The 18,549-nt window shown below is 67.3% G+C and carries 16 protein-coding genes and 1 tRNA gene; 13 read left to right on the forward strand and 4 right to left on the reverse strand.

Annotation, left to right across the window (positions count from 1 at the left end; genetic code table 11):
• Nucleotides 1-11 precede the first annotated feature (11 nt).
• The 4 genes from F1654_RS12030 to F1654_RS12045 all read left to right on the forward strand — a co-directional run bounded on the left by F1654_RS12030 (nucleotide 12) and on the right by F1654_RS12045 (nucleotide 2,678).
• Nucleotides 12-890, forward strand: a complete 879-nt coding sequence (locus F1654_RS12030) for a cytochrome c oxidase subunit 3 (protein WP_150023805.1) — start codon at nucleotides 12-14, stop codon at nucleotides 888-890.
• 93 nt (nucleotides 891-983) lie between these two features.
• Nucleotides 984-1,280 carry a DUF983 domain-containing protein gene (locus tag F1654_RS12035; protein ID WP_150023806.1) on the forward strand — a complete coding sequence of 99 codons (297 nt, stop codon included), beginning with the start codon at nucleotides 984-986 and terminating at the stop codon, nucleotides 1,278-1,280.
• Nucleotides 1,277-1,987 carry an SURF1 family protein gene (locus F1654_RS12040; RefSeq protein WP_150023807.1) on the forward strand — a complete coding sequence of 237 codons (711 nt, stop codon included), beginning with the start codon at nucleotides 1,277-1,279 and terminating at the stop codon, nucleotides 1,985-1,987. The genes F1654_RS12035 and F1654_RS12040 overlap by 4 nt, the downstream gene beginning before the upstream one ends.
• A gap of 43 nt (nucleotides 1,988-2,030) precedes the next feature.
• Nucleotides 2,031-2,678, forward strand: a complete 648-nt coding sequence (locus F1654_RS12045) for a TetR/AcrR family transcriptional regulator (protein ID WP_199200568.1) — start codon at nucleotides 2,031-2,033, stop codon at nucleotides 2,676-2,678.
• A gap of 85 nt (nucleotides 2,679-2,763) precedes the next feature.
• Here F1654_RS12045 and F1654_RS12050 read toward each other — a convergent pair whose 3' ends face one another.
• The gene (locus F1654_RS12050; protein ID WP_150023809.1) at nucleotides 2,764-2,973 is read right to left on the reverse strand and encodes a cold-shock protein; all 210 of its coding nucleotides are present in this window, start codon (nucleotides 2,971-2,973) and stop codon (nucleotides 2,764-2,766) included.
• A gap of 198 nt (nucleotides 2,974-3,171) precedes the next feature.
• On the opposite strand from F1654_RS12050, the gene F1654_RS12055 reads away from it, so the two are divergent.
• From F1654_RS12055 to F1654_RS12080, 5 genes are all read left to right on the forward strand, one after another.
• Nucleotides 3,172-3,894 (forward strand): TlyA family RNA methyltransferase, encoded by a 723-nt coding sequence (locus F1654_RS12055; RefSeq protein WP_150023810.1) that lies wholly within the window; start codon nucleotides 3,172-3,174, stop codon nucleotides 3,892-3,894.
• A gap of 102 nt (nucleotides 3,895-3,996) precedes the next feature.
• Nucleotides 3,997-4,962 carry a class I SAM-dependent methyltransferase gene (locus F1654_RS12065; RefSeq protein WP_199200569.1) on the forward strand — a complete coding sequence of 322 codons (966 nt, stop codon included), beginning with the start codon at nucleotides 3,997-3,999 and terminating at the stop codon, nucleotides 4,960-4,962.
• A 30-nt stretch (nucleotides 4,963-4,992) separates the two neighbouring features.
• Nucleotides 4,993-5,586, forward strand: coding sequence for a TetR/AcrR family transcriptional regulator (locus tag F1654_RS12070; RefSeq protein ID WP_150023812.1), 594 nt, complete (start codon nucleotides 4,993-4,995; stop codon nucleotides 5,584-5,586).
• 85 nt (nucleotides 5,587-5,671) lie between these two features.
• On the forward strand, nucleotides 5,672-6,952 hold the full coding sequence (locus F1654_RS12075) for a tetratricopeptide repeat protein (RefSeq protein ID WP_199200570.1): 1,281 nt from the start codon (nucleotides 5,672-5,674) through the stop codon (nucleotides 6,950-6,952).
• Nucleotides 6,953-7,033: 81 nt separating this feature from the next.
• Nucleotides 7,034-8,566 (forward strand): acyl-CoA carboxylase subunit beta, encoded by a 1,533-nt coding sequence (locus F1654_RS12080; RefSeq protein ID WP_150023814.1) that lies wholly within the window; start codon nucleotides 7,034-7,036, stop codon nucleotides 8,564-8,566.
• 641 nt (nucleotides 8,567-9,207) lie between these two features.
• Here F1654_RS12080 and phaC read toward each other — a convergent pair.
• Nucleotides 9,208-11,175 carry a class I poly(R)-hydroxyalkanoic acid synthase gene (phaC, locus tag F1654_RS12085; protein ID WP_150023815.1) on the reverse strand — a complete coding sequence of 656 codons (1,968 nt, stop codon included), beginning with the start codon at nucleotides 11,173-11,175 and terminating at the stop codon, nucleotides 9,208-9,210.
• A 103-nt stretch (nucleotides 11,176-11,278) separates the two neighbouring features.
• On the opposite strand from phaC, the gene F1654_RS12090 reads away from it, so the two are divergent.
• From F1654_RS12090 to F1654_RS12105, 4 genes are all read left to right on the forward strand, one after another.
• The gene (locus F1654_RS12090) at nucleotides 11,279-11,581 is read left to right on the forward strand and encodes a hypothetical protein (protein ID WP_150023816.1); all 303 of its coding nucleotides are present in this window, start codon (nucleotides 11,279-11,281) and stop codon (nucleotides 11,579-11,581) included.
• A 38-nt stretch (nucleotides 11,582-11,619) separates the two neighbouring features.
• The gene (gene glpX, locus F1654_RS12095) at nucleotides 11,620-12,579 is read left to right on the forward strand and encodes a class II fructose-bisphosphatase (RefSeq protein WP_150023817.1); all 960 of its coding nucleotides are present in this window, start codon (nucleotides 11,620-11,622) and stop codon (nucleotides 12,577-12,579) included.
• Complete coding sequence (gene recJ, locus F1654_RS12100) at nucleotides 12,576-14,357, forward strand: single-stranded-DNA-specific exonuclease RecJ (RefSeq protein ID WP_150023818.1); 1,782 nt, start codon at nucleotides 12,576-12,578, stop codon at nucleotides 14,355-14,357. Before glpX ends, recJ begins: the two co-directional genes overlap by 4 nt.
• An 81-nt stretch (nucleotides 14,358-14,438) precedes the next feature.
• Nucleotides 14,439-14,513: transfer RNA gene (locus F1654_RS12105), tRNA-Glu, on the forward strand.
• Nucleotides 14,514-14,642: 129 nt separating this feature from the next.
• Here the strand turns inward: F1654_RS12105 and F1654_RS12110 are convergent.
• Both F1654_RS12110 and F1654_RS12115 read right to left on the reverse strand, forming a co-directional pair.
• Nucleotides 14,643-16,565, reverse strand: coding sequence for a BCCT family transporter (locus F1654_RS12110; RefSeq protein WP_150023819.1), 1,923 nt, complete (start codon nucleotides 16,563-16,565; stop codon nucleotides 14,643-14,645).
• On the reverse strand, nucleotides 16,562-18,535 hold the full coding sequence (locus F1654_RS12115; protein ID WP_150023820.1) for a tetratricopeptide repeat-containing sulfotransferase family protein: 1,974 nt from the start codon (nucleotides 18,533-18,535) through the stop codon (nucleotides 16,562-16,564). The genes F1654_RS12110 and F1654_RS12115 overlap by 4 nt, the downstream gene beginning before the upstream one ends.
• Nucleotides 18,536-18,549: the final 14 nt, after the last annotated feature.

Here is an 18,549-nt window from a genome sequence, read left to right on the forward strand (position 1 = left end):
GGGAGATGAGCATGGCCGGCGGCGCCGTCAAACACGACTATCACCTGGTTGATCCGAGCCCGTGGCCTTTCGTGGGCTCTCTTGGCGCGTTTCTGCTGGCCATCGGCTTTGTGGTTCTGACCAAGGGCCTGGTCTCCGAGCCGGCGCACTGGGCGCACTTCTTCCTGGGGCAGGGCCAGCCCTGGTTCCTGGGGCTGGGCTTCCTGATCGTGGGCTGGACCATGGTCGGCTGGTGGGGCGACGTCATCAAGGAATCCAAGCAGGGCGATCATACCCCGGTGGTGGATCTGGGCCTGCGCTGGGGCATGATCCTGTTCATCGTGTCCGAGGTGATGTTCTTCGCCGCCTGGTTCTGGATGTTCTTCGAGCTGGCGCTGTTCCATGACGTGCGCGCGGGCGCCAGCTGGGACGGCGGGCCCATCGGGGTGGACTTCTCGGGCTGGGAAAGCTGGCCGCCGCCGGGCATCGAGACCTTTGATCCCTTCCACCTGCCGCTGATCAACACGCTGATCCTGCTGCTCTCGGGCACCACGGTGACCTGGGCGCACCACGCGCTGCAGCATGGCGACCGCAAGGGCGCCAAGCTGGGCCTGTTGCTTACTGTGATCCTGGGCGTGCTGTTCACCTGCGTGCAGGCCTATGAGTACACCCACGCCTATTTCGATTTCTCCGGAAGTCTCTATGGCGCGACCTTCTTCATGGCCACCGGCTTCCACGGCGCCCACGTTATCATCGGGACGATCTTCCTGGCGGTCTGCCTGGCGCGTCTCATGGCCGGCCATTTCACCCCCAAGAAGCATTTCGGCTTCGAGGCGGCGGCCTGGTACTGGCACTTCGTGGACGTGGTCTGGCTGTTCCTGTTCGTGTTCATCTACGTGGCCTACGCATAAGGCCCCACGACAGACGTGACGCATACCAACCCCCTTCTCGCAGGCCTTCGCGGACGGTGTCCGCACTGCGGGGAGGGGGCTTTGTTTTCCGGCATGCTGCGTTTTGCTGACCGCTGCGGTCATTGCGGCCAGGATTTTTCGCGTGAGGACGCCGGCGACGGCCCGGCCGTGTTCGTGATCTTTGCGGTGGGCTTCATCCTGGTGCCGATGGCGCTGGTGGCGGAGGTCGCCTTCACCCCGCCCTTCTGGGTCCACGCCCTATTATGGCTGCCGCTGGCGGCGGTCTTGTGCCTGGCGCTGTTGCGGGTGTTCCGCGGCGCCATGTTCGCCCTGCAATACCGCCAAGACGCTTCGGAAGGGCGTCTGGATGACCGCGGGGACGGGCCATGATTGTCTTGCGGCCCTATCCGGTCCTGACCCTGCTCACCCTGATGGCGCTGGCTGTGCTTCTGGCGCTGGGCGGCTGGCAGACCCAGCGCATGGGCTGGAAGTCAGCGCTGATGGAAGAGCACGCACAGGCGCAGTCGGCCGCGCCGGCGGCGCTGGACGTCCTGTGCGGCGAGCCGCCTCTGGCGGGTCTGCCGGTCGCGGGCGCCCGGCCGGATGCGGACCGCAGCGTGCGCGTTTATGGCCGCAGCCCTGAGGGCGCGCCGGGCTGGCGGGTGTTTGCGCCCGCGCCTCTGCCCGATTGCGCGCAGGCGCGATGGATCCTGGCCGAGACCGGGTTTGAACCGCTCAGCAGCGCGGGCGCCGGCGCGGGGGCCGTTCCGTCAGGACCGGCGGCGCGCGGCGTGCGCCTGGAGCCGCCTCAGCGCCCGGGCGCATTCGGGGCGCCCGATGCGCCGGCGCGCGGGGAGTTTCACGCCTTCAACCGCGCCGCGATGGCCCAGGCGCTGGAGATGCAGGAAGAGGCGCTGCTGGACGCCTGGTGGCTGGCGCGTGATGACGGGCGCCTGCCCGCCTGGCTGGCCGCCACCCCGCCCGAACGCCACGGCGCCTATGCGCTGACCTGGTATCTCATGGCGCTGGCCCTGATTGCGGTGTGGGGCGCGTTTCATGTCACGCGCGGACGCCTGGGGCTGCGCGGCAAGGATTGAGGGCCAAGCTCGACGCCTGCGCGGCGCGGTGCTAGTGAACGTCATGGCCCGCGTTTCCGGCACCATAGACACCGCCAGACGCCGCGATCTGCAGCGTGAACAGACCCGCGCCCGGGTTCTGGACTCGGCGGAAGCCCATTTCGCCGCCCGCGGCTTTGACGGCGCCTCGGTCTCGGCCATCGCCCGCGAGGCGGGCGCTCCGGTGCCGCTGATCATCTATCACTTCGCCACCAAGGACGGGTTGTGGCGCGCGGCGGTTTCGCGCGTCCATGAACGGGTGCAGGCGCGCCTGGCTGCAGAGCTGGCGGCGCTGGACGGCCTGACGGGGCGGGCCTTCTACAAGGGGGCTATCAAGGCGCATCTGCGCACTCTGGCCGCCGAGCCGGTCTATATGCGTCTGGTGTTCCAGGAAGCCATGCAGGACAGCGAACGGCTCGACTGGCTGGTGGAGACCTGGCAGGGGCCGATGAGCCGGGATATCGCCGATCTGGTCGCGGCCGCCCAGGACGAGGGCGTGATGGGGCCGGGTGATCCCATGCATCTCAAATTCGTCCTGTCCGGCGCGCTGACCCTGCCCATGACGCTGGCGCCCGAATACCGGCGCATGACCGGGCGCGATCCGCTGGGCGAGGCCGAGATGGAGGCCCATATCGAAACCTGCCTGGCGCTGCTGTTCACCCCCGGGCCCTGACGTTTTTCCTGCACCGCCCAGCAAAAACCCCCGGACCTGAAAGGTCCGGGGGCTGATGTCGACCCGATAAGGGGCCGGAAGCGGATTACACCGCCTGCAGGTCCGACGCAGCGGTCTTGCCGGTGCGTTGGTCGCGCGCTTCCTCGAACTGGATGCGCTGGCCTTCCTGCAGAGGGCCCATGCCGGCCCGCTCGACCGCGCTGGCGTGGACGAACACGTCCTTGCCGCCGCCGTCAGGCTGAATGAAGCCGTAGCCTTTGGTGGTGTTGAACCACTTAACCGTTCCCGTAGCCATGGGATATTCCTTGTAGACAGAGTAACAGAGCCCCCGAGAGGGCGGGTGACATCGGATTTCAGGGGGGATCGTTCGGAGCGTGTCGCCACGCGGCCCAAGTAACCGGCCAAAATTCGATTTGCAGGTTCTACACCCATGCGGGCGAAATAGCAATCCACTCCTGACGGGTGCGTCCGGTCATGCTAGAGCCGCCCGGTCATGCGCGCCGACCAGTATCTCGTCCGACACGGCTATTTCGACACCCGCGCGCGCGCCCAGGCCGCGATCGCGGCCGGCCGGGTGCGCGTGGACGGGATGGTGATCGACAAGCCCTCGCGCGCCATCGCTGAAGGCGCGCGCGTGGAGGCGCAAGCCGCCCACCCTTGGGTCAGCCGCGCGGCGCTGAAACTGGTGGCGGGGCTGGACGGGTTCGGGGTCGATCCGGCCGATGCGCTGTGCCTTGATGTGGGCGCCAGCACAGGCGGCTTCAGCGAAGTCCTGCTGGCGCGCGGCGCGGCGCATGTGACGGCGGTGGATGTGGGGCGCGGCCAGCTGCACGCCAGCCTCAAGGATCATCCGCGCCTGACCAGCCTGGAGGGGCGCGATGCGCGTTCCCTGACGCGCGATGACCTGCCCGGCGCGCCCGGTCTGGTGGTGTGCGACGCCAGCTTCATCCCTTTGAGCATCGTCCTGCCGGTCCCGCTCTTGCTGGCGCAGCCCGGGGCGGCGCTGATCGCCCTGTTCAAGCCCCAGTTCGAGGTCGGTCCGGCCCATGTGGGCAAGGGCGGGATCGTCAAGGATGACGCAGCCGCGCACGCAGCCATGACAGCCGCACGCGGCTTTCTGGACGCGTCGGGCTGGGCGGTGCGCGCCGTCATGGACAGCCCTGTCGCGGGCGGGGACGGCAATCGCGAGCGCCTTATCCATGCTGTAAAAAACTGAGCGCATCACGCCCTGCATCACCACGAAAACAGGCGATTTTCCTGCCGGATTGCGTTATACCGGCCCGCGAGCCTGAACCAACACCCACACGGGAGCCCTGACATGAAGCCGTACTGGTTGACCACCCTGGCCGCCGCCGCCCTGCTGGCCGCCTGCGCCGATCCGGCTTCTGATCCGAACGGGGATGACGGCCTGGAGAGCGCCGCCGAAGAGGCGATGGACACGGCGGCCGAAGAGGGCGAGGCGCTGCTGGACGGCGCGGCCGATACGGCGTCTGAGGCGGCGCAAGCGGCTGCCGGGGCGGTGGACGAGGCCGCCGCCAGCGCCGTGCTGGCGGCTGTGCTGGCCGATGCGCGCCGCGATTCCGACCGCGCCCGCGATATCTGGCGCAACCCGGCCGAGACGCTGGCCTTCTTCGACGTGCGCCCTGAACACACCGTGGCCGAGGGACTGCCGGGCGCAGGCTGGTACACCCGCATTCTCCTGCCCTACACCGAAGGGGCGGGCGGCTATATCGCCATCAATTATCCCATGGATGTGCTCGAGGCGATTTTTGGCGACCGTATGGACGAAGAGCGCCGCGCCGCCGCCGCTGGCCTGGAAGCCAGCTTCCCGCCGCGCGCCGCCCAGTGGGGCGGGACGGTGGACGCCATGACCCGCTTTGGCGCGGTGTCTGACGATCTGGCCGGGACCGCGGACCGCGTCCTCTATATCCGCGCCCTGCACAATCTGGCGCGCACCGGCAATATGGACATGGCGGTCAATGACGCCTGGACGCTTTTGCGCCCGGGCGGGATCGTGGGCGTGGTCCAGCACCGCGCGCCCGCCGATGAAACCGATGAGCGCGCCGACGGCAATCGCGGCTATCTGCGCCAGGCCGATGTGATCGCGGCGTTCGAGGCGCGTGGTTTCGTGTTCGAGGAAGCCTCTGAAATCAACGCCAATCCGAACGATCCGGCAGACGCCGATGGCGGGGTCTGGACCCGCATGCCCAGCAGCGACAGCGAAGAGGCGCGCGCTATTGGGGAAACGGACCGCATGACCTTGCGCTTCCGCAAGCCTGACTAGGCCAATCGCCTGAGGGTCCCGGGGGGCGCCATGACAGCGATGACACAGGCTCAAGCGCGCCCGCCGGGGCTGGCGCTGGACGAAGACGCCCGCGAGCGCGCGCGCCTGTCCCTGCTGGCGCTTCTGGGCTCAGGCCCGCTGGAGAGCCTGGGCATGCGCGAGGCGGCCTCGGCGGCGGGGCTGGGGCTGGCCACGCTGTACAAGTATTTCGGACCCAAGGAGACGCTGCCGCACGCGGTGCTGGCGCCGGAGCTGGCCGGTCTGATCGAAGACATGGACCGGGCCTCGCGCACGGCGGTGGGCGTCAAGGCGCGCCTGCGCGCCGTTCTGGACGCCATGGTGCACTTTTCCGAAGCCCAGCCCCATGCCGCCAGCGCCCTCTGGCGCCATCTGCCCTACAGCCTGTGGGATGAGGCCGATCCCGACTGGCGCGCCCAGCGCCAGCGCATCGTCGCGCACATCATCCGCAATGGTCAGCATGACGGATCGGTGCGCAAGGATCTCGATGGCGGGGCGCTGGCCGGCCTGATTGTGGGCGCAGCGGACGCCGGCCTGGCCGCGCGCCTGTCCGGCGCGCCGCCTGTGGATCTGTTTGATGCGCTCTGGCCGCTGGCCGCGCGCTGAACCGGCCCGGCTTATCAATCGCTGGCGCAAGGGCGCGATAAGGCGATACTCTGTCCTTCAGGTCCAGGCATGGGGAGGACAGGCGATGGGCTGGATGATCATGCTGGGGGCGGCGTTGTCGCTGGGGATGGCGGCGCCGGACGATGAGGCGCTGGCCGCGGCCATCGCCGCCTATGAGGCCGGACAGGCGCAAACCGCAGAGCCGGTGATCCGCGCGCACGCCGAAGCGGGCGCAGCTCACGCGCAATTCTATCTCGGCCGCATGCTCGCGCGCGGCGAGCTGGGCGCGCCGGACATGCCACAGGCCGCGCGCTGGTTCCGCGCCGCCGCAGAGCAGGGCGAACCGCGCGCGCAGAACAATCTCGCCGTCATGCTCTGGAGCGGGGCGGGCGTGGCCCAGGACCGCGCCGAAGCCGAAACCCTGTGGCGCGTTGCGGCGGAGCAGGGGGTGATGCAGGCCCATTTCAATCTGGCTGTCCATCACCAGTCCGGAGAACTGAGCACCGGGCGGGATCTGGCCGCGTCCCGGCGCCATTTCCAGGCGGCGAGCGAAGCGGGCATGCGCGAGGCGACCCACGAATACGCCCGCATGATGGGCGCAGGGCTTGGCGGCGAGACCGACAGGGCAGGCGCTGCGGCGCTGTTCCGCCCGCTGGCCGAGGACGGATATGTCCCCTCCATGACCAGTCTGGGCCTGCTCTACGGGCTCGGCATTGAGGGCGAGCCGGACCGTGAAAGCGAGCGCTTCTGGCTGACCCGGGCCTGGGAAGCAGGGCGAGACGCCCGCGCGGCCTATATCCTGGGCACCCATGCCCGCGGCAGCGAGGGCATGGACCCGGACGCTTCGGTCAGCTGGCTCTTTCGAGCCATCCGGTCCGGCGAACCGGCCAGCGCGGCTGCGGAGGCGCGCGCCGCGCTTTTGCTGGTGTTTGAGGGCGCCTATCGCGAGCCGGATGTGTGGGATCCGGACATCATCGCCTGGCTGGAGAGCGAAGCCTATGGCGGCGCGCGCGACGCCCTGATCGCGCTGGCGCGCGCCCATGGCGCGGGGCGGGGCGTGGACCATGACGAGGCGCGCGGGCGCGCGCTTCTGATCGGCGCGGTGCAAGCCGACCGCGATGCGCAGGCCATGTATCATCTGGGCCGGCTCTATGCCGAGCAGCAATCGGGCGATGACTGGCGCGAGCGGTCCTGGATGTGGTTTGAGCTGGCCCGGCGCCATGATTATGCGCAGACCGCGTTCTCACGCGCCGTGGCCAGCGCCCTGAGGCTGGCCCATGCACGCCTTGAGACCGATGAGCGCCGCCGTCAGGCGCAGGCCCTGGCCGACGCCTGCCAGCGCAGCGGCTATGCGCGGTGCCAATAGGCGCGCGCTGATTGCCCGCGCGGGCGCCCCGGTGCTAGTCAGGTTTCTGAAACCTCTGACGATCTGCCGGGAAGGGCCGCCATGAAAGCCGTCATTGAAGAGCTCGAACGCAAGCGCGCCGCCGCCCGCATGGGCGGGGGTGAGGCGCGCATCAAGGCGCAGCACGAAAAGGGCAAGCTGAGCGCGCGCGAACGCATCGACGTGCTGCTCGATCCCGGCTCGTTTGAAGAGTTCGACATGTTCGTCGAGCATGACTGCACCGAGTTCGGCATGGCGGAGAAGAAAATCCCCGGCGACGGGGTGGTGACCGGTTCCGGCACGATCAATGGCCGCCTGGTCTATGTCTTCGCCAAGGATTTCACGGTGTTCGGCGGATCGCTCTCGCTCGCCCATGCGCGCAAGATCTGCAAGATCCAGGACGCGGCGCTGAAAAACGGCGCGCCGGTGATCGGCCTGTTCGACGCGGGCGGCGCGCGCATTCAGGAGGGCGTGGACGCGCTGGGCGGCTATGCGGAGATTTTCCAGCGCAATGTGCTGGCCTCCGGCGTGGTGCCCCAGATCAGCGTGATCATGGGCCCGTGCGCCGGCGGTGATGTCTATTCCCCGGCCATGACCGACTTCATCTTCATGGTCAAAGACACCAGCTACATGTATGTGACCGGCCCGGACGTGGTCAAAACCGTCACCAATGAGACGGTCTCCCATGAAGAGCTGGGCGGCGCCTCGGTGCACGCCAAGAAGTCCGGCGTGGCGGACGCCGCCTTCGGCAATGATATCGAGGCGCTGGTGCATGTGCGCCGGCTGATCGATTTCCTGCCCCTCAATAACCGCCAGAAGCCGCCGGTGCGCGCCACCGCCGACCGGCCGGACCGGGTGGAGGACAGCCTCGACACCCTCATCCCCTCCAACCCCAACAAGCCCTATGACATTCGCGAGCTGATCGTGAAGACCGCCGACGAGGGCGATTTCTTCGAGATCGCCCCGGACTATGCGGCCAATATCGTCATCGGCTTCGGGCGCCTGGAGGGCCAGACCGTCGGGTTCGTCGCCAACCAACCGCTGGTGCTGGCCGGGGTGCTGGACATTGACGCATCCAAGAAGGCCGCGCGCTTCGTGCGCTTCTGCGACGCGTTCGAGATCCCCATCATCACCTTCGTGGACGTGCCCGGCTTCCTGCCCGGCACCCGCCAGGAATTTGGCGGGCTGATCAAGCACGGCGCCAAACTCCTGTTCGCCTATGCCGAGGCCACCGTCCCCAAGCTGACCGTCATCACCCGCAAGGCCTATGGCGGCGCCTATGACGTGATGGCCTCCAAGCATCTGCGCGGCGACATCAATTACGCCTGGCCGTCAGCCGAAATCGCGGTGATGGGCGCCAAGGGCGCAGCAGAAATCATCCACCGCGCGGACTTAAGCGATCCCGAGAAAATGGCCGCCCACACCAAGGCCTATGAAGACCGCTTCGCCAATCCCTTCGTGGCCGCCGCGCGCGGCTATCTCGACGACGTCATCCTGCCGCGCAATACCCGCTTGCGCCTGATCAAGGCGCTTCGCACCCTTCGCGACAAGAAGCTCACTAACCCGTGGAAGAAGCACGATAATATTCCTTTGTGACGGGCTTATCCGCACGCTTCCAGTCTCGCGTTTTCCCGGCGCAACTGGACCCCGGCTTTCGCCGGGGAAACGCGGGGGTGAGTTCAGGTGATCTCCCGCGCCCCCTCACCTTTATCCTCTCCCCCATGGTCATGGGGGAGAGGGGGCATCCTCGCCGCATTCTATCCTGCGAGCCAGGCGCCAGGCATTTCCGAATAAAGCTCAACGCATAAGCCCCCTCTCCCCTCTCAGAGGGGAGAGGATAAAGGTGAGGGGTGCTGCGCCAGCGCCTGAAGCTTTGTAACCCAATCATCCCACCCTGCCTTCCCGGGCGACCCCGGACTTGATCCGGGGGAGACCCGGGATCCATCCACCGGCCATCGGCAGGTGTTGAGGCGATTGGACGTTATGGGAGATGGGTCCCGGACAGCCGCTTTGCGTCTTCCGGGAAGGCAGGTTCGGATAGTCTCCTTGTCCGCCCCCGCCTTGCTTCAGGGTATGCTCGCGCCATGACCGGTCGCAAGCCAGAGATCTGCATGGACCCGCTCAGCGGCCAGATGCGGCGGGGAAGGGGGATGGTGATAATCGTGATAAGAAACCAATCGGGCGGTTTCTCACCGGTTTCTCACCCGGTTTCCCAGCGGGCGCCGGCGCCTTTGTTCCTAACTCCTCACCTTCACATATTCCCCAGGCGCCGGGCAGATCGGCTCCAGCTTGCCGCCGCCGGGCTCGCGGGCGGGAACTTGCGCATCGTTCATGGCGTAGAGCCAGGCTTTCCAGTGGGGCCACCAGGAGCCGGGGCGTTCTTCGGCCCCTTCAAGCCAGGCCTCGCGGGTGTCGGGCAGGGTCTCGTTGATCCAGTGCTGGTATTTGTTGGCGGCGGGGTGATTGACCACGCCCGCGATATGGCCCGAGCCCGCCATCATGTATTGCACCGGCCCGCCGAACTTCTGGGCGGAGCGGTAGACGCTGCCGGCCGGGGCGATGTGGTCTTCCTTGCTGGCCTGCATGAAGACCGGGATGGTGACGTTTTTCAGGTCCAGCCTGTGGCCTGCGATCTCCAGCCGGCCTTCGGACAGCTTGTTCTGCCGGTAGAAGGTGTCGAGATAATACAGGTGCAGCCGCTTGGGCATGCGCGTCTGGTCGGCGTTCCAGTACAGAAGGTCGAAGGCCTGCGGCTGGCGGCCGAGCAGATAATTGTTGATCACGAACGACCACACCAGATCGTTCGAGCGCAGCATGTTGAACGTGTCGGCCATTGTGCGCCCGTCCAGCACGCCGCCTTGGGCGTCCATCAGGCGCTCGATCTCGGCGAACCATTCCTGGTCGATGAAGACCAGAAGCTCGCCGGCCAGCTTGAAGTCGAGCTGGGCGGCGAAGAAGGTGGCCGAGGCGATGCGGTCATCGCCCTCTGCGGCCATCAGGGCCAGCGCCGTGCCCAGCATGGTGCCGCCGATGCAATAGCCCACCGTGTCCACCTGGCGTTCGCCGGTGACCGTCTCGATCACCTCCAGCGCGGTGAACAGACCCTGGCGGATATAATCCTCGAAGCTGGCGTCCTTGAGCCTGGGATCGGGATTGATCCAGCTGATCAGGAACACCGTGAAGCCCTGCTCGGTGAGCCAGCGGATCATGGAGCCCTGGGGGCGCATGTCCATGATGTAGAACTTGTTGATCCAGGGCGGCGCGATCAGCAGCGGGCGCTGGCGCACGGTCTCGGTGGCGGGGGCGTACTGGATCAGCTCCATAACCTCATTGCGCCAGATCACCGCGCCGGGCGTGGCGGCCAGATCCTTGCCCACCTCGAACCCGTCCATATCGGTCTGGGAGAGGGCCAGGCGGCCATTGCCGCGTTCGAGATCGCTCATCAGCTGGGTCAGGCCGCGGGCCAGATTCTCCCCGCGCGTCCGGATCGTCTCTTCGATCACGTCGGGATTGGTCAGGGCGAAATTGGTGGGCGCCATGGCGTCCATCATCTGGCGGGTGACGAAATTCACCTTGCGCTGGGCCGCCTCGTCCAGCCCCTTGGCCCCGGCCAGAAGGTTCAGCATGAAGCGCTGGTTTAAGAGGTAGGACTGCTTGATGGCGTCAAACACCGGATGCTCGCTCCAGGCTTTGGAGCGCCAGCGCTTGTCGCCCTGTTCGGGCTGGATGGCCGGCTCGGCCTCGCCGCCGCTCATCAGGCGCTTGTTGGTCCCGGCCCACAGATCAAGATAGCCGCGATAGAGATCGGACTGGGCCTGCAGCAGGAGTTCGGGATCCGACAGGATCGATTCCCAGGCCTTCATCAGCTCCGGCGCGGCGTGCAGCGGATCGGCGTTGGGCGCCAGCGAGGGATCGCCCTCCAGGGAGCGGCGCATGACATCGCTCATCAGCTTCTGGCTCTTCAGGGCCGACTGCATCAGATTGCGCGAGATGGTGTCCAGCCGCTCGATATCGGCATCGGACACAAGCCCCAGAGAGGCGGCGGCCGCAGCGGCTTGCGCCGGATTCGGTTCGTTCTTCACGCCATCGCCCGCCTTGGCTTCGGGGGGCGGCGCAGGCCTGGCGCTCTCGGGTTTCGCGGCGGCGGGTTTGCGCGCCCGGGCTCCGGATGATGTGCGGCGGGCGGGTTTTTTCTTCTCGGCCATGGCGCGACTCCTCCCGGGGCGTGACAGCTGCGCGGGTAAGCGTATAGAAAGCAGTCAGCCTATCCAACGTCCAGCAGGCGGCGCGGAGACCATGATTGTGCGAATGACCGCCGCTGTGCTCGCCGCCGCCGCCCTGACCGGGTGCGCCGGACTGGACATGCCCGAACAGGACGCAGACAGCTGGACGCATGCGCGCATCGCCGAGGCCGGCCCTGCCGCGGCGCCGGTCTATGTGCCCGAGCGCCGGATGACCCGCGAAGATATGGCCGGATTGTCCCGGGGCGCGCTTTCTGTTCTGGAGCGTGGCGCCCAGGTGCGCGCCGCCGCCGCCGGGGTGCGTGACCCGGAAGAGGATGCAGAGACTTACGCCGCGCGTCAGCTGGCGCGCGCCACCCCGCCTCAATAGCCGGCGCCCGGCGCCGGCCAACTGACAAGGACTGACGCATGACCAGGGCCAACGGGCTTGAATCCCTCGTGAATGATGCGGTGACCGCTGCGGAACGCGCCGCCATTGCGGCCTCGGCCCTGGTGGGGCGCGGCGACAAGATCGCTGCTGACCAGGCCGCCGTGGACGCCATGCGCACCGCCTTCAACGCCATGGAGATGCGCGGGCGCATCGTGATCGGCGAGGGCGAGCGCGACGAGGCGCCCATGCTCTATATCGGCGAGGAAGTGGGCACGGGCTCAGGGCCGGAGATCGATATCGCGCTGGACCCGCTGGAGGGCACCGACGTCACCGCCAAGGGCATGCGCGATGCGCTGGCCATCCTGGCCCTGTCGCCGCGCGGCGGGCTCTTGCACGCGCCTGACACCTATATGGACAAGATCGCCATTGGCGCGGGCTATCCCGAGGGCGTGATCGATCTGGACGTCGAGCCGGCCGAAAACATCCGCGCCCTGGCCAAGGCCAAGGGTGTGCCTGCGTCCGAGATCACCGCCTGCGTGCTCGACCGTGAGCGCCATGACGCCATCGTCGCCTCCATCCGCAGCGCAGGCGCGCGCATCACCTTCATCGGCGATGGCGATGTGGCCGGCGTCATGATGGCCGCTGACCCGGACGTGGACGTGGACATCTATATCGGGCGCGGCGGCGCGCCCGAGGGCGTGCTGGCGGCGGCGGGGCTGCGCTGCGTGGGCGGCCAGATCCAGTGCCGGCTGCATTTCCGCAACGATGATGAGCGCGCCCGTGCGCGCCGGGTCGGCATCACCGATCTCGATCGCAAATACACCCTCATGGACATGGCCAGCGATGACTGCCTGCTGATCGCCACCGGCGTCACCGATGGCCGCATGGTCCAGGGTGTGCGCCAGAGCGCGCGCTGGATCGAAACCGAGACCCTGGTCTATTCCTCCGTCACGGGCGTGCGCCGGAAGATCGCGACCCGGCGTCCGCGTCAGGCGTGAGCGCCGGACCGCTCTTCGGGGTGACGCGCTCGCTGGGCGGGCGCGCCTGGGGCTTGCGGCCCGCCGACGACCGGGCAGCGGGCGAAATCGCGCGCGTGACCGGAGTCAATGATGCGCTTGCCCGCCTGCTGGCCGCGCGTGGCCTGACCGCTGAGAGCGCGCCGGACTTTCTTTCCCCGCGCCTGCGCGACAGCTTCCCCGATCCGTCCAGCTTCAAGGGCATGGATGACGCCGCCCGCCTGATCTGGGACGCGGTGGAAAAAGGCGTGCGCATCGCGCTGTTCGCCGATTACGACGTGGATGGCGCCACCTCCGCTGCCCAGCTCTCGCGCTGGCTGTCGGCGGTCAGCGAGGCGCCGTTGATCTATGTGCCCGACCGGATCGAGGAGGGCTATGGGCCCAGCGCGGCCGCGTTCGAGAGCCTGAAGGCCCGCGGCGCGGGGCTGGTGATCACGCTCGATTGCGGCGCGGCGGCCGTAGGGCCGCTCGCCTCGGCGCGGGCCATGGGCCTGCCGGTGGCGGTGATCGACCATCATTTGATGGATGGGCCTGCGCCTGAAGCCGAGGCGCTGGTCAATCCCAACCAGCCCGGCGATGAGTCCGGCTGCGGCCATCTGGCGGCGGCGGGCGTGGTGTTCGTGCTGCTGGCCGCGCTCAACCGGGAAGGGCGCGCCCGCGGCGCCTTCAGGGACCGGCCCGAACCTGACCTTCTGGCGCTCGCCGATCTCGCCGCCCTGGGCACGGTATGCGACGTGGTCCCGCTCACCGGCTTCAACCGCGCGCTCACCGCCCAGGGCCTCAGGGTGATGAGCGCCTGGACGCGGCCCGGCCTGGCGGCGCTGGCCGAAATCGCAGGGGTCACCGGCCCGGCCAGCGTCTATCACGCCGGCTTCATTATCGGCCCGCGAATCAATGCGGGCGGGCGCGTGGGCCGGTCTGATCTGGGCGCGCGCCTGCTGACCAGCGATGACATGGCTGAAGCGCGCTCGCTCGCCGCCGAGCTGGACCAGCATAACGCCGCGCGCCGCGCCATCGAGGCGGACGTGCTGGACGAGGCCATGGCCCAGCTGGAACGCGCGGGCGTCAGCGAGGATGCGCCGGTTCTCATTGCGGCGGGCGAGCACTGGCATCCCGGCGTCATCGGCATCGCCGCAGGCCGGGTGAAGGAGCGCTTCAACCGGCCCGCCATCGTCATCGGCATTGATCCGGACACGGGCCTGGCCAAGGGCTCGGGCCGCTCCTGCACCGGCGTCAATCTGGGCGCGGCGGTGGCGCGGGCGAGGGAGACCGGACTGCTGATCGCCGGGGGCGGCCACGCCATGGCCTGCGGGCTCACCGTGGAGGCGGGGCGTATTGATGCATTGCGCGACTTCCTCACCGAAGCGCTGGCCGATGAATGGGTCAGGGCCGAGGCTGCGCGCACGCTGGAGCTGGACGCGGTGGCCCATCCCGCCTCGGTGTCGTTTGAATTCTGCGAGGCGCTCAAAGCCGCAGCGCCCTTCGGCCAGGGCAATCCCGAGCCGCGCTTCGCCTTCGCCGATCTGCGCCGCAGCTTCGCCAAGCGGGTGGGCAGTGACCATGTGCGCGTCAGCTTTGAGGCCGCAGGCGGCGCGCGCCTGGACGCCATCGCTTTCCGCTGCGCCGATGCGCCCATGGGTCAGGCCCTGCTGGCGCCGGGCGAGGCGCGCTTCCACGCCGCGGGAAAACTGCGCGCCGAGGATAACCGCTTCGGCAAACGCGCCGAGCTGCATCTGGAAGACCTGGCCCCTGCGCCGTGAGCTGCGCCATGTGAAGAATATGCACGGCAGGCGCTTGCATAGAGGGAAGGGGGCGGATATATCACCGCTCCACACCGATGCGGGCCCTTCGTCTATCGGTTAGGACGCCAGGTTTTCAACCTGGAAAGAGGGGTTCGATTCCCCTAGGGCCTGCCAATCGGTGTTTTCCCGCATTCGCATGTGATCACATGTCAGCACTGGCCGTGCCATGGCGTGATTGCTGTTATGTGGCGGATGCGGCCCGCCAGGCGGCGCGGGCCTGGCAGGCTGCTGGCCCGGCGTTCACTAACCCAAACTGAGGTGATGCATCCATTGGCGATGGCGCTCGTAATGGCGCAGCACGTCGCGGATCAGCTGGACCTGGGTGTAGCCAAAGACATCGTAATGGCGTCCGCCATCGCTCAGATACACCTCGGCCCGGGACTGTTCGGGATCGTCTCCCTCGCCAGGATAGGTCTTGAGCATGACTCCGTAGACGAAATCGGGTCCGGTCTCATGACTGACCGTCAGTTGCACGCCGTCCTCAATCGTCTCCACCTGCGCCGACAGGCCGTTCAGGGTCATTTCCTTGGCCACGTCCGCGAAAGCCGGGCCGGCGGTCTCACTCATCCAGGCGCTGACTTCATCTGCGCGCGGATTGGCGAACATCAGCTTCAGGCGGACCCTCCATGGCACCGCCACCCCCTCCACCGGCAGCTGGACGGCGGTCTTGGCGCCGGCGCGCCGCTTGGTCTCCATGGACCAGGCGCGCACCAGACCGATAAAGGCCAGAATGATCACCAGGGTGAAGGGCAGCGCCGCGGCGATGGTGGCTGATTGCAGCGCAGCCAGTCCGCCCGCCACCAGCAGGACGCCGGCCACCAGTCCTTCCAGCAGCGCCCAGCTCAGCCTTTGCCATACGGGCGGGTTGAGGCTGCCGCCTGTGGCGAGCGTGGCTTTGACCAGGGATCCGGAGTCCGAGGAGGTGACGAAGAATGTGGTCACCAGAATGATCGCCGCTACCGAGGTGATGGAGGCGAAGGGCAAGGTGTCCAGAAACGCAAACAGGGCCAGCGGCGTTTCCTCCGCGCGCACCAGCTCCACCAGCGGCGCGGCGGCGTCGCTCAAGGCCAGGCGCAGGGCCGAATTGCCGTAAATCGTCATCCACGCGAAGGTGAACAGGGCCGGACCCAGCAGCGTGCCCAGAATGAATTCGCGAATCGTGCGCCCGCGCGAGATGCGCGCGATGAACATGCCCACAAAGGGCGACCAGGAAATCCACCAGCCCCAGTAGAACAGGGTCCAGTCACTGATCCAGCCGCCATCGCCATAGGCGTCCACATTGAAGGTCAGGCTGGCCAGGCTGGAAATATATTCCCCGATATTCTGAACATAGGCGCTGATCAGGAACAGGGTCGGTCCGGCTATGAGCACAAAGACCAGCAAGGCTGTAGCCAGGGACAGGTTGAAAACGCTGAGCCGGCGGATGCCCGCATCCAGGCCCGCCAGCACCGAGCCGGTGGCGATCAGGGTGATCACGGCGATCAGGCCGACCTGGATCTCCACCGCGATGGCGACGCCGAACAGGGTGTTGAGCCCGGCATTGATCTGGGTGACGCCATAGCCCAGCGAGGTGGCCACTCCGAACAGCGTGCCCAGAATCGCCAGCACATCCACGATATGGCCCAGCGGGCCGTAAATGCGTTCTCCGATCAGCGGATAAAGGGCCGAGCGTATGGTCAGGGGCAGGCCGTGCCGGAACGCGAAATAGGCCAGGCTCAGCCCCACAATGGCGTACACCGCCCAGGCGTGAACGCCCCAGTGGAAGAAGGTCAGCACCATGGACTGTTGGGCCGCCTCCAGGGTTTCGGGCTCGGCGTGTGGCGCGTTCAAATAGTGGGTTAACGGCTCAGCCACGGCGAAGAACATCAAACCGATGCCCATGCCTGCCGAGAACAGCATCGCGAACCAGGGCAGGAAGCCATATTCCGGCTCGCTGTCCTGCGGCCCCAGCCGGATGCGGCCCCAGTCGGAGAGCGCGACCACGAAAGCGCCGGTCAGAAATGCGCCCACGCCTACCGAATACACCCAGCCCGCATACTGGGTGATGACGTCGCGTATCGTGGTGAATACGGCCTCGGCCTGATCGCCGGCCAGCACCGCGAAGGCGACGCCGGCCACGGCCAGGATGGCGGCGGGGAAGAACACCGCCGGTTCGATCTGTTTCATGCGCTTAAAGCCCCCCGTGTCGCTCGCGCGCCATCCCGCCGCCAGTCGTCCAGCACCGGCCCGAGCGCGTCTTTGAGCGGATCCAGCCAGGGCTCAAAGGCGCGCCATTGTTCCAGCCCGGCGCGATTGATCGGCTGGCGCACCTGTTCGGAGCTGGCCGTGCGCACCTGACGGCGCGTCTTGTGAAACTCAAGGCAGGCGGGCTCGAAAGCCAGGCCGCAGAAGTCCAGGATGCGGCGCACCTGGGTCTCGATATCGTCCACCACATCCTCGTGGATGACGCGCAGCACCGATCCGGGCTGCACTGTATCCCAATGATCCATCAGCTCCACATAGGCCCGGTAATAGCGCCCGATCTCTTCAAGCCCGTAGGTGAACTCCTGTCCCTCGGCGAAGAGCTGCTTGAAGCCCGACACGCACGAGGCCATGGGATGGCGGCGCGCATCAATGATCTTCGCGTGGGGCAGGATCAGGCGGATCAGGCCGATATGCCGGAAATTATTGGGCATCTTGTCGGTGAAGAAGGGCGCGCCCTGTCGATGGATCGCCGTTTCCTCGATATAGCGCCGCCCCAGCGCTTCCAGCTTGCCGCCCTCCATCTCGTGCAGGATGCGCGGATAGCGCGTGCGGTCAGACCGGTCGCGTCCGCGTAAGGAGTGGGCGATGGCCAGGATATTGGGCAGCTCAAGCGTGCCGTCGACCTGGCTGTGCGAGGCGAGGATCTGCTCCAGCAAGGTGGAGCCCGCGCGCGGCAGGCCGACGATGAAGATGGGGGCGGGATCGTCATGACCCTTGCCGGACTGTCTGGCGAACAGGTCCGGCGTGCAGAGTGCTTTTTGCGCCTCCAGCTCTTCTTCCATCTGATCTGACGTGTAGCGGGTCTGGCGGCGTTTCAGCTCATTGCCGCGCGCATAGGCGCCAAATGCGCGCTCGAAGTCCTTGCGGTCTTCATACGCCTTGCCGAGCGCGAAGCTGAGATGGATGCGCTGGGCGTGGGACAGGGCGCCGTCCGCCTCACTCTTTTCCATTGCGGCCAGCTCCTCATCTGAGAAGCGGTAGGTCTTCAGATTGGCCAGCGCATACCAGGCGTCGGCATGGGATGGCTGGCTGGCCAGCGCGGCTTTGTAAGAGCCGACGGCCCGTTCACTTTCCCCGGCCGTTTTCAGCGCATGACCGCGCGAGGTGAGGGTGGCCGGGTCGCCGGGCAGGGTTTCGAGCACCTTGTCAAAGGCGTTCAGCGCGGCCTCGTAATCGCCGGTCTGCATCGCCTCGATGGCGAAATGGGACAGGAAGAGCGGATTGTCCGGATCGCGCGCCATGAGCTGGCGGGCCTGGTCCAGGGCGGCGGCGAATTTCTGGCGCTTGCGCAGCACCTGGATGTAATCCAGGCGCACCTGGACATTGTCCGGTTCGAATTCCAGTGCGCTTTCCAGCAGGAACTCGGCGTCGTCGGTGATGTTGAAACGCACGCCAATCTCGGCCAGCAGGCGCATGCCTTCGACATGCTTGGGATTGGCTTTCAGGAAGCTCCGGCACAGCGTCTCGGCGCGCATCAGCCGCCCTTCATGGAGATGATGCATGACTGCGATCAGGGGTTTGGGCAGCCCCGCCACCCGTGCGCCCTGTGCGGCGGCCTGGGCCGCTTCGGCGCTCTGACCCAGTTCGGTGAGGATGTCGGCCTGGACGGCCCAGCTGGCGGTCAGGGCTGGATTGTACTGGCAAGCGCGCTGATAGGCGGCCAGAGCCCGCCGGGACTCTCCTTGCGCGCGCAGCAGATGGCCCTCCTCCTGCCAGGCGCGGCCAAACTCGGGCTGGGCCGCCTTGAGCGCGTCCAGCGTGGCCTGCGCTGCGCCAAACTGTTTCAGATAGCGCTGACAGACCGCGCTCATATAGAGCGCCTCGCCATGACCGGGTTCGGCGGCCAGAACCGGCGCCAGGGTCTCCAGCGCGTCTGCGAACGCGCCTTTCATGACCTGGTCCTGGG

Origin of the sequence: Alkalicaulis satelles (genome assembly GCF_008630495.1) — a bacterium.
Lineage (GTDB): Bacteria > Pseudomonadota > Alphaproteobacteria > Caulobacterales > Maricaulaceae > Oceanicaulis > Oceanicaulis satelles.

Coding starts and splice junctions, on each gene's coding strand:
- F1654_RS12070 (WP_150023812.1), top strand. CDS start 4,993: ATGACAGCGATGACACAGGCTCAAGCGCGCCCGCCGGGGCTGGCGCTG.
- F1654_RS12035 (WP_150023806.1), top strand. CDS start 984: ATGCTGCGTTTTGCTGACCGCTGCGGTCATTGCGGCCAGGATTTTTCG.
- F1654_RS12065 (WP_199200569.1), top strand. CDS start 3,997: ATGAAGCCGTACTGGTTGACCACCCTGGCCGCCGCCGCCCTGCTGGCC.
- F1654_RS12090 (WP_150023816.1), top strand. CDS start 11,279: ATGACCGCCGCTGTGCTCGCCGCCGCCGCCCTGACCGGGTGCGCCGGA.
- F1654_RS12050 (WP_150023809.1), bottom strand. CDS start 2,973: ATGGCTACGGGAACGGTTAAGTGGTTCAACACCACCAAAGGCTACGGC.
- F1654_RS12110 (WP_150023819.1), bottom strand. CDS start 16,565: ATGAAACAGATCGAACCGGCGGTGTTCTTCCCCGCCGCCATCCTGGCC.
- F1654_RS12080 (WP_150023814.1), top strand. CDS start 7,034: ATGAAAGCCGTCATTGAAGAGCTCGAACGCAAGCGCGCCGCCGCCCGC.
- F1654_RS12045 (WP_199200568.1), top strand. CDS start 2,031: ATGGCCCGCGTTTCCGGCACCATAGACACCGCCAGACGCCGCGATCTG.
- glpX (WP_150023817.1), top strand. CDS start 11,620: ATGACCAGGGCCAACGGGCTTGAATCCCTCGTGAATGATGCGGTGACC.
- F1654_RS12040 (WP_150023807.1), top strand. CDS start 1,277: ATGATTGTCTTGCGGCCCTATCCGGTCCTGACCCTGCTCACCCTGATG.
- F1654_RS12055 (WP_150023810.1), top strand. CDS start 3,172: ATGCGCGCCGACCAGTATCTCGTCCGACACGGCTATTTCGACACCCGC.
- F1654_RS12115 (WP_150023820.1), bottom strand. CDS start 18,535: ATGAAAGGCGCGTTCGCAGACGCGCTGGAGACCCTGGCGCCGGTTCTG.
- phaC (WP_150023815.1), bottom strand. CDS start 11,175: ATGGCCGAGAAGAAAAAACCCGCCCGCCGCACATCATCCGGAGCCCGG.
- F1654_RS12075 (WP_199200570.1), top strand. CDS start 5,672: ATGGGCTGGATGATCATGCTGGGGGCGGCGTTGTCGCTGGGGATGGCG.
- F1654_RS12030 (WP_150023805.1), top strand. CDS start 12: ATGGCCGGCGGCGCCGTCAAACACGACTATCACCTGGTTGATCCGAGC.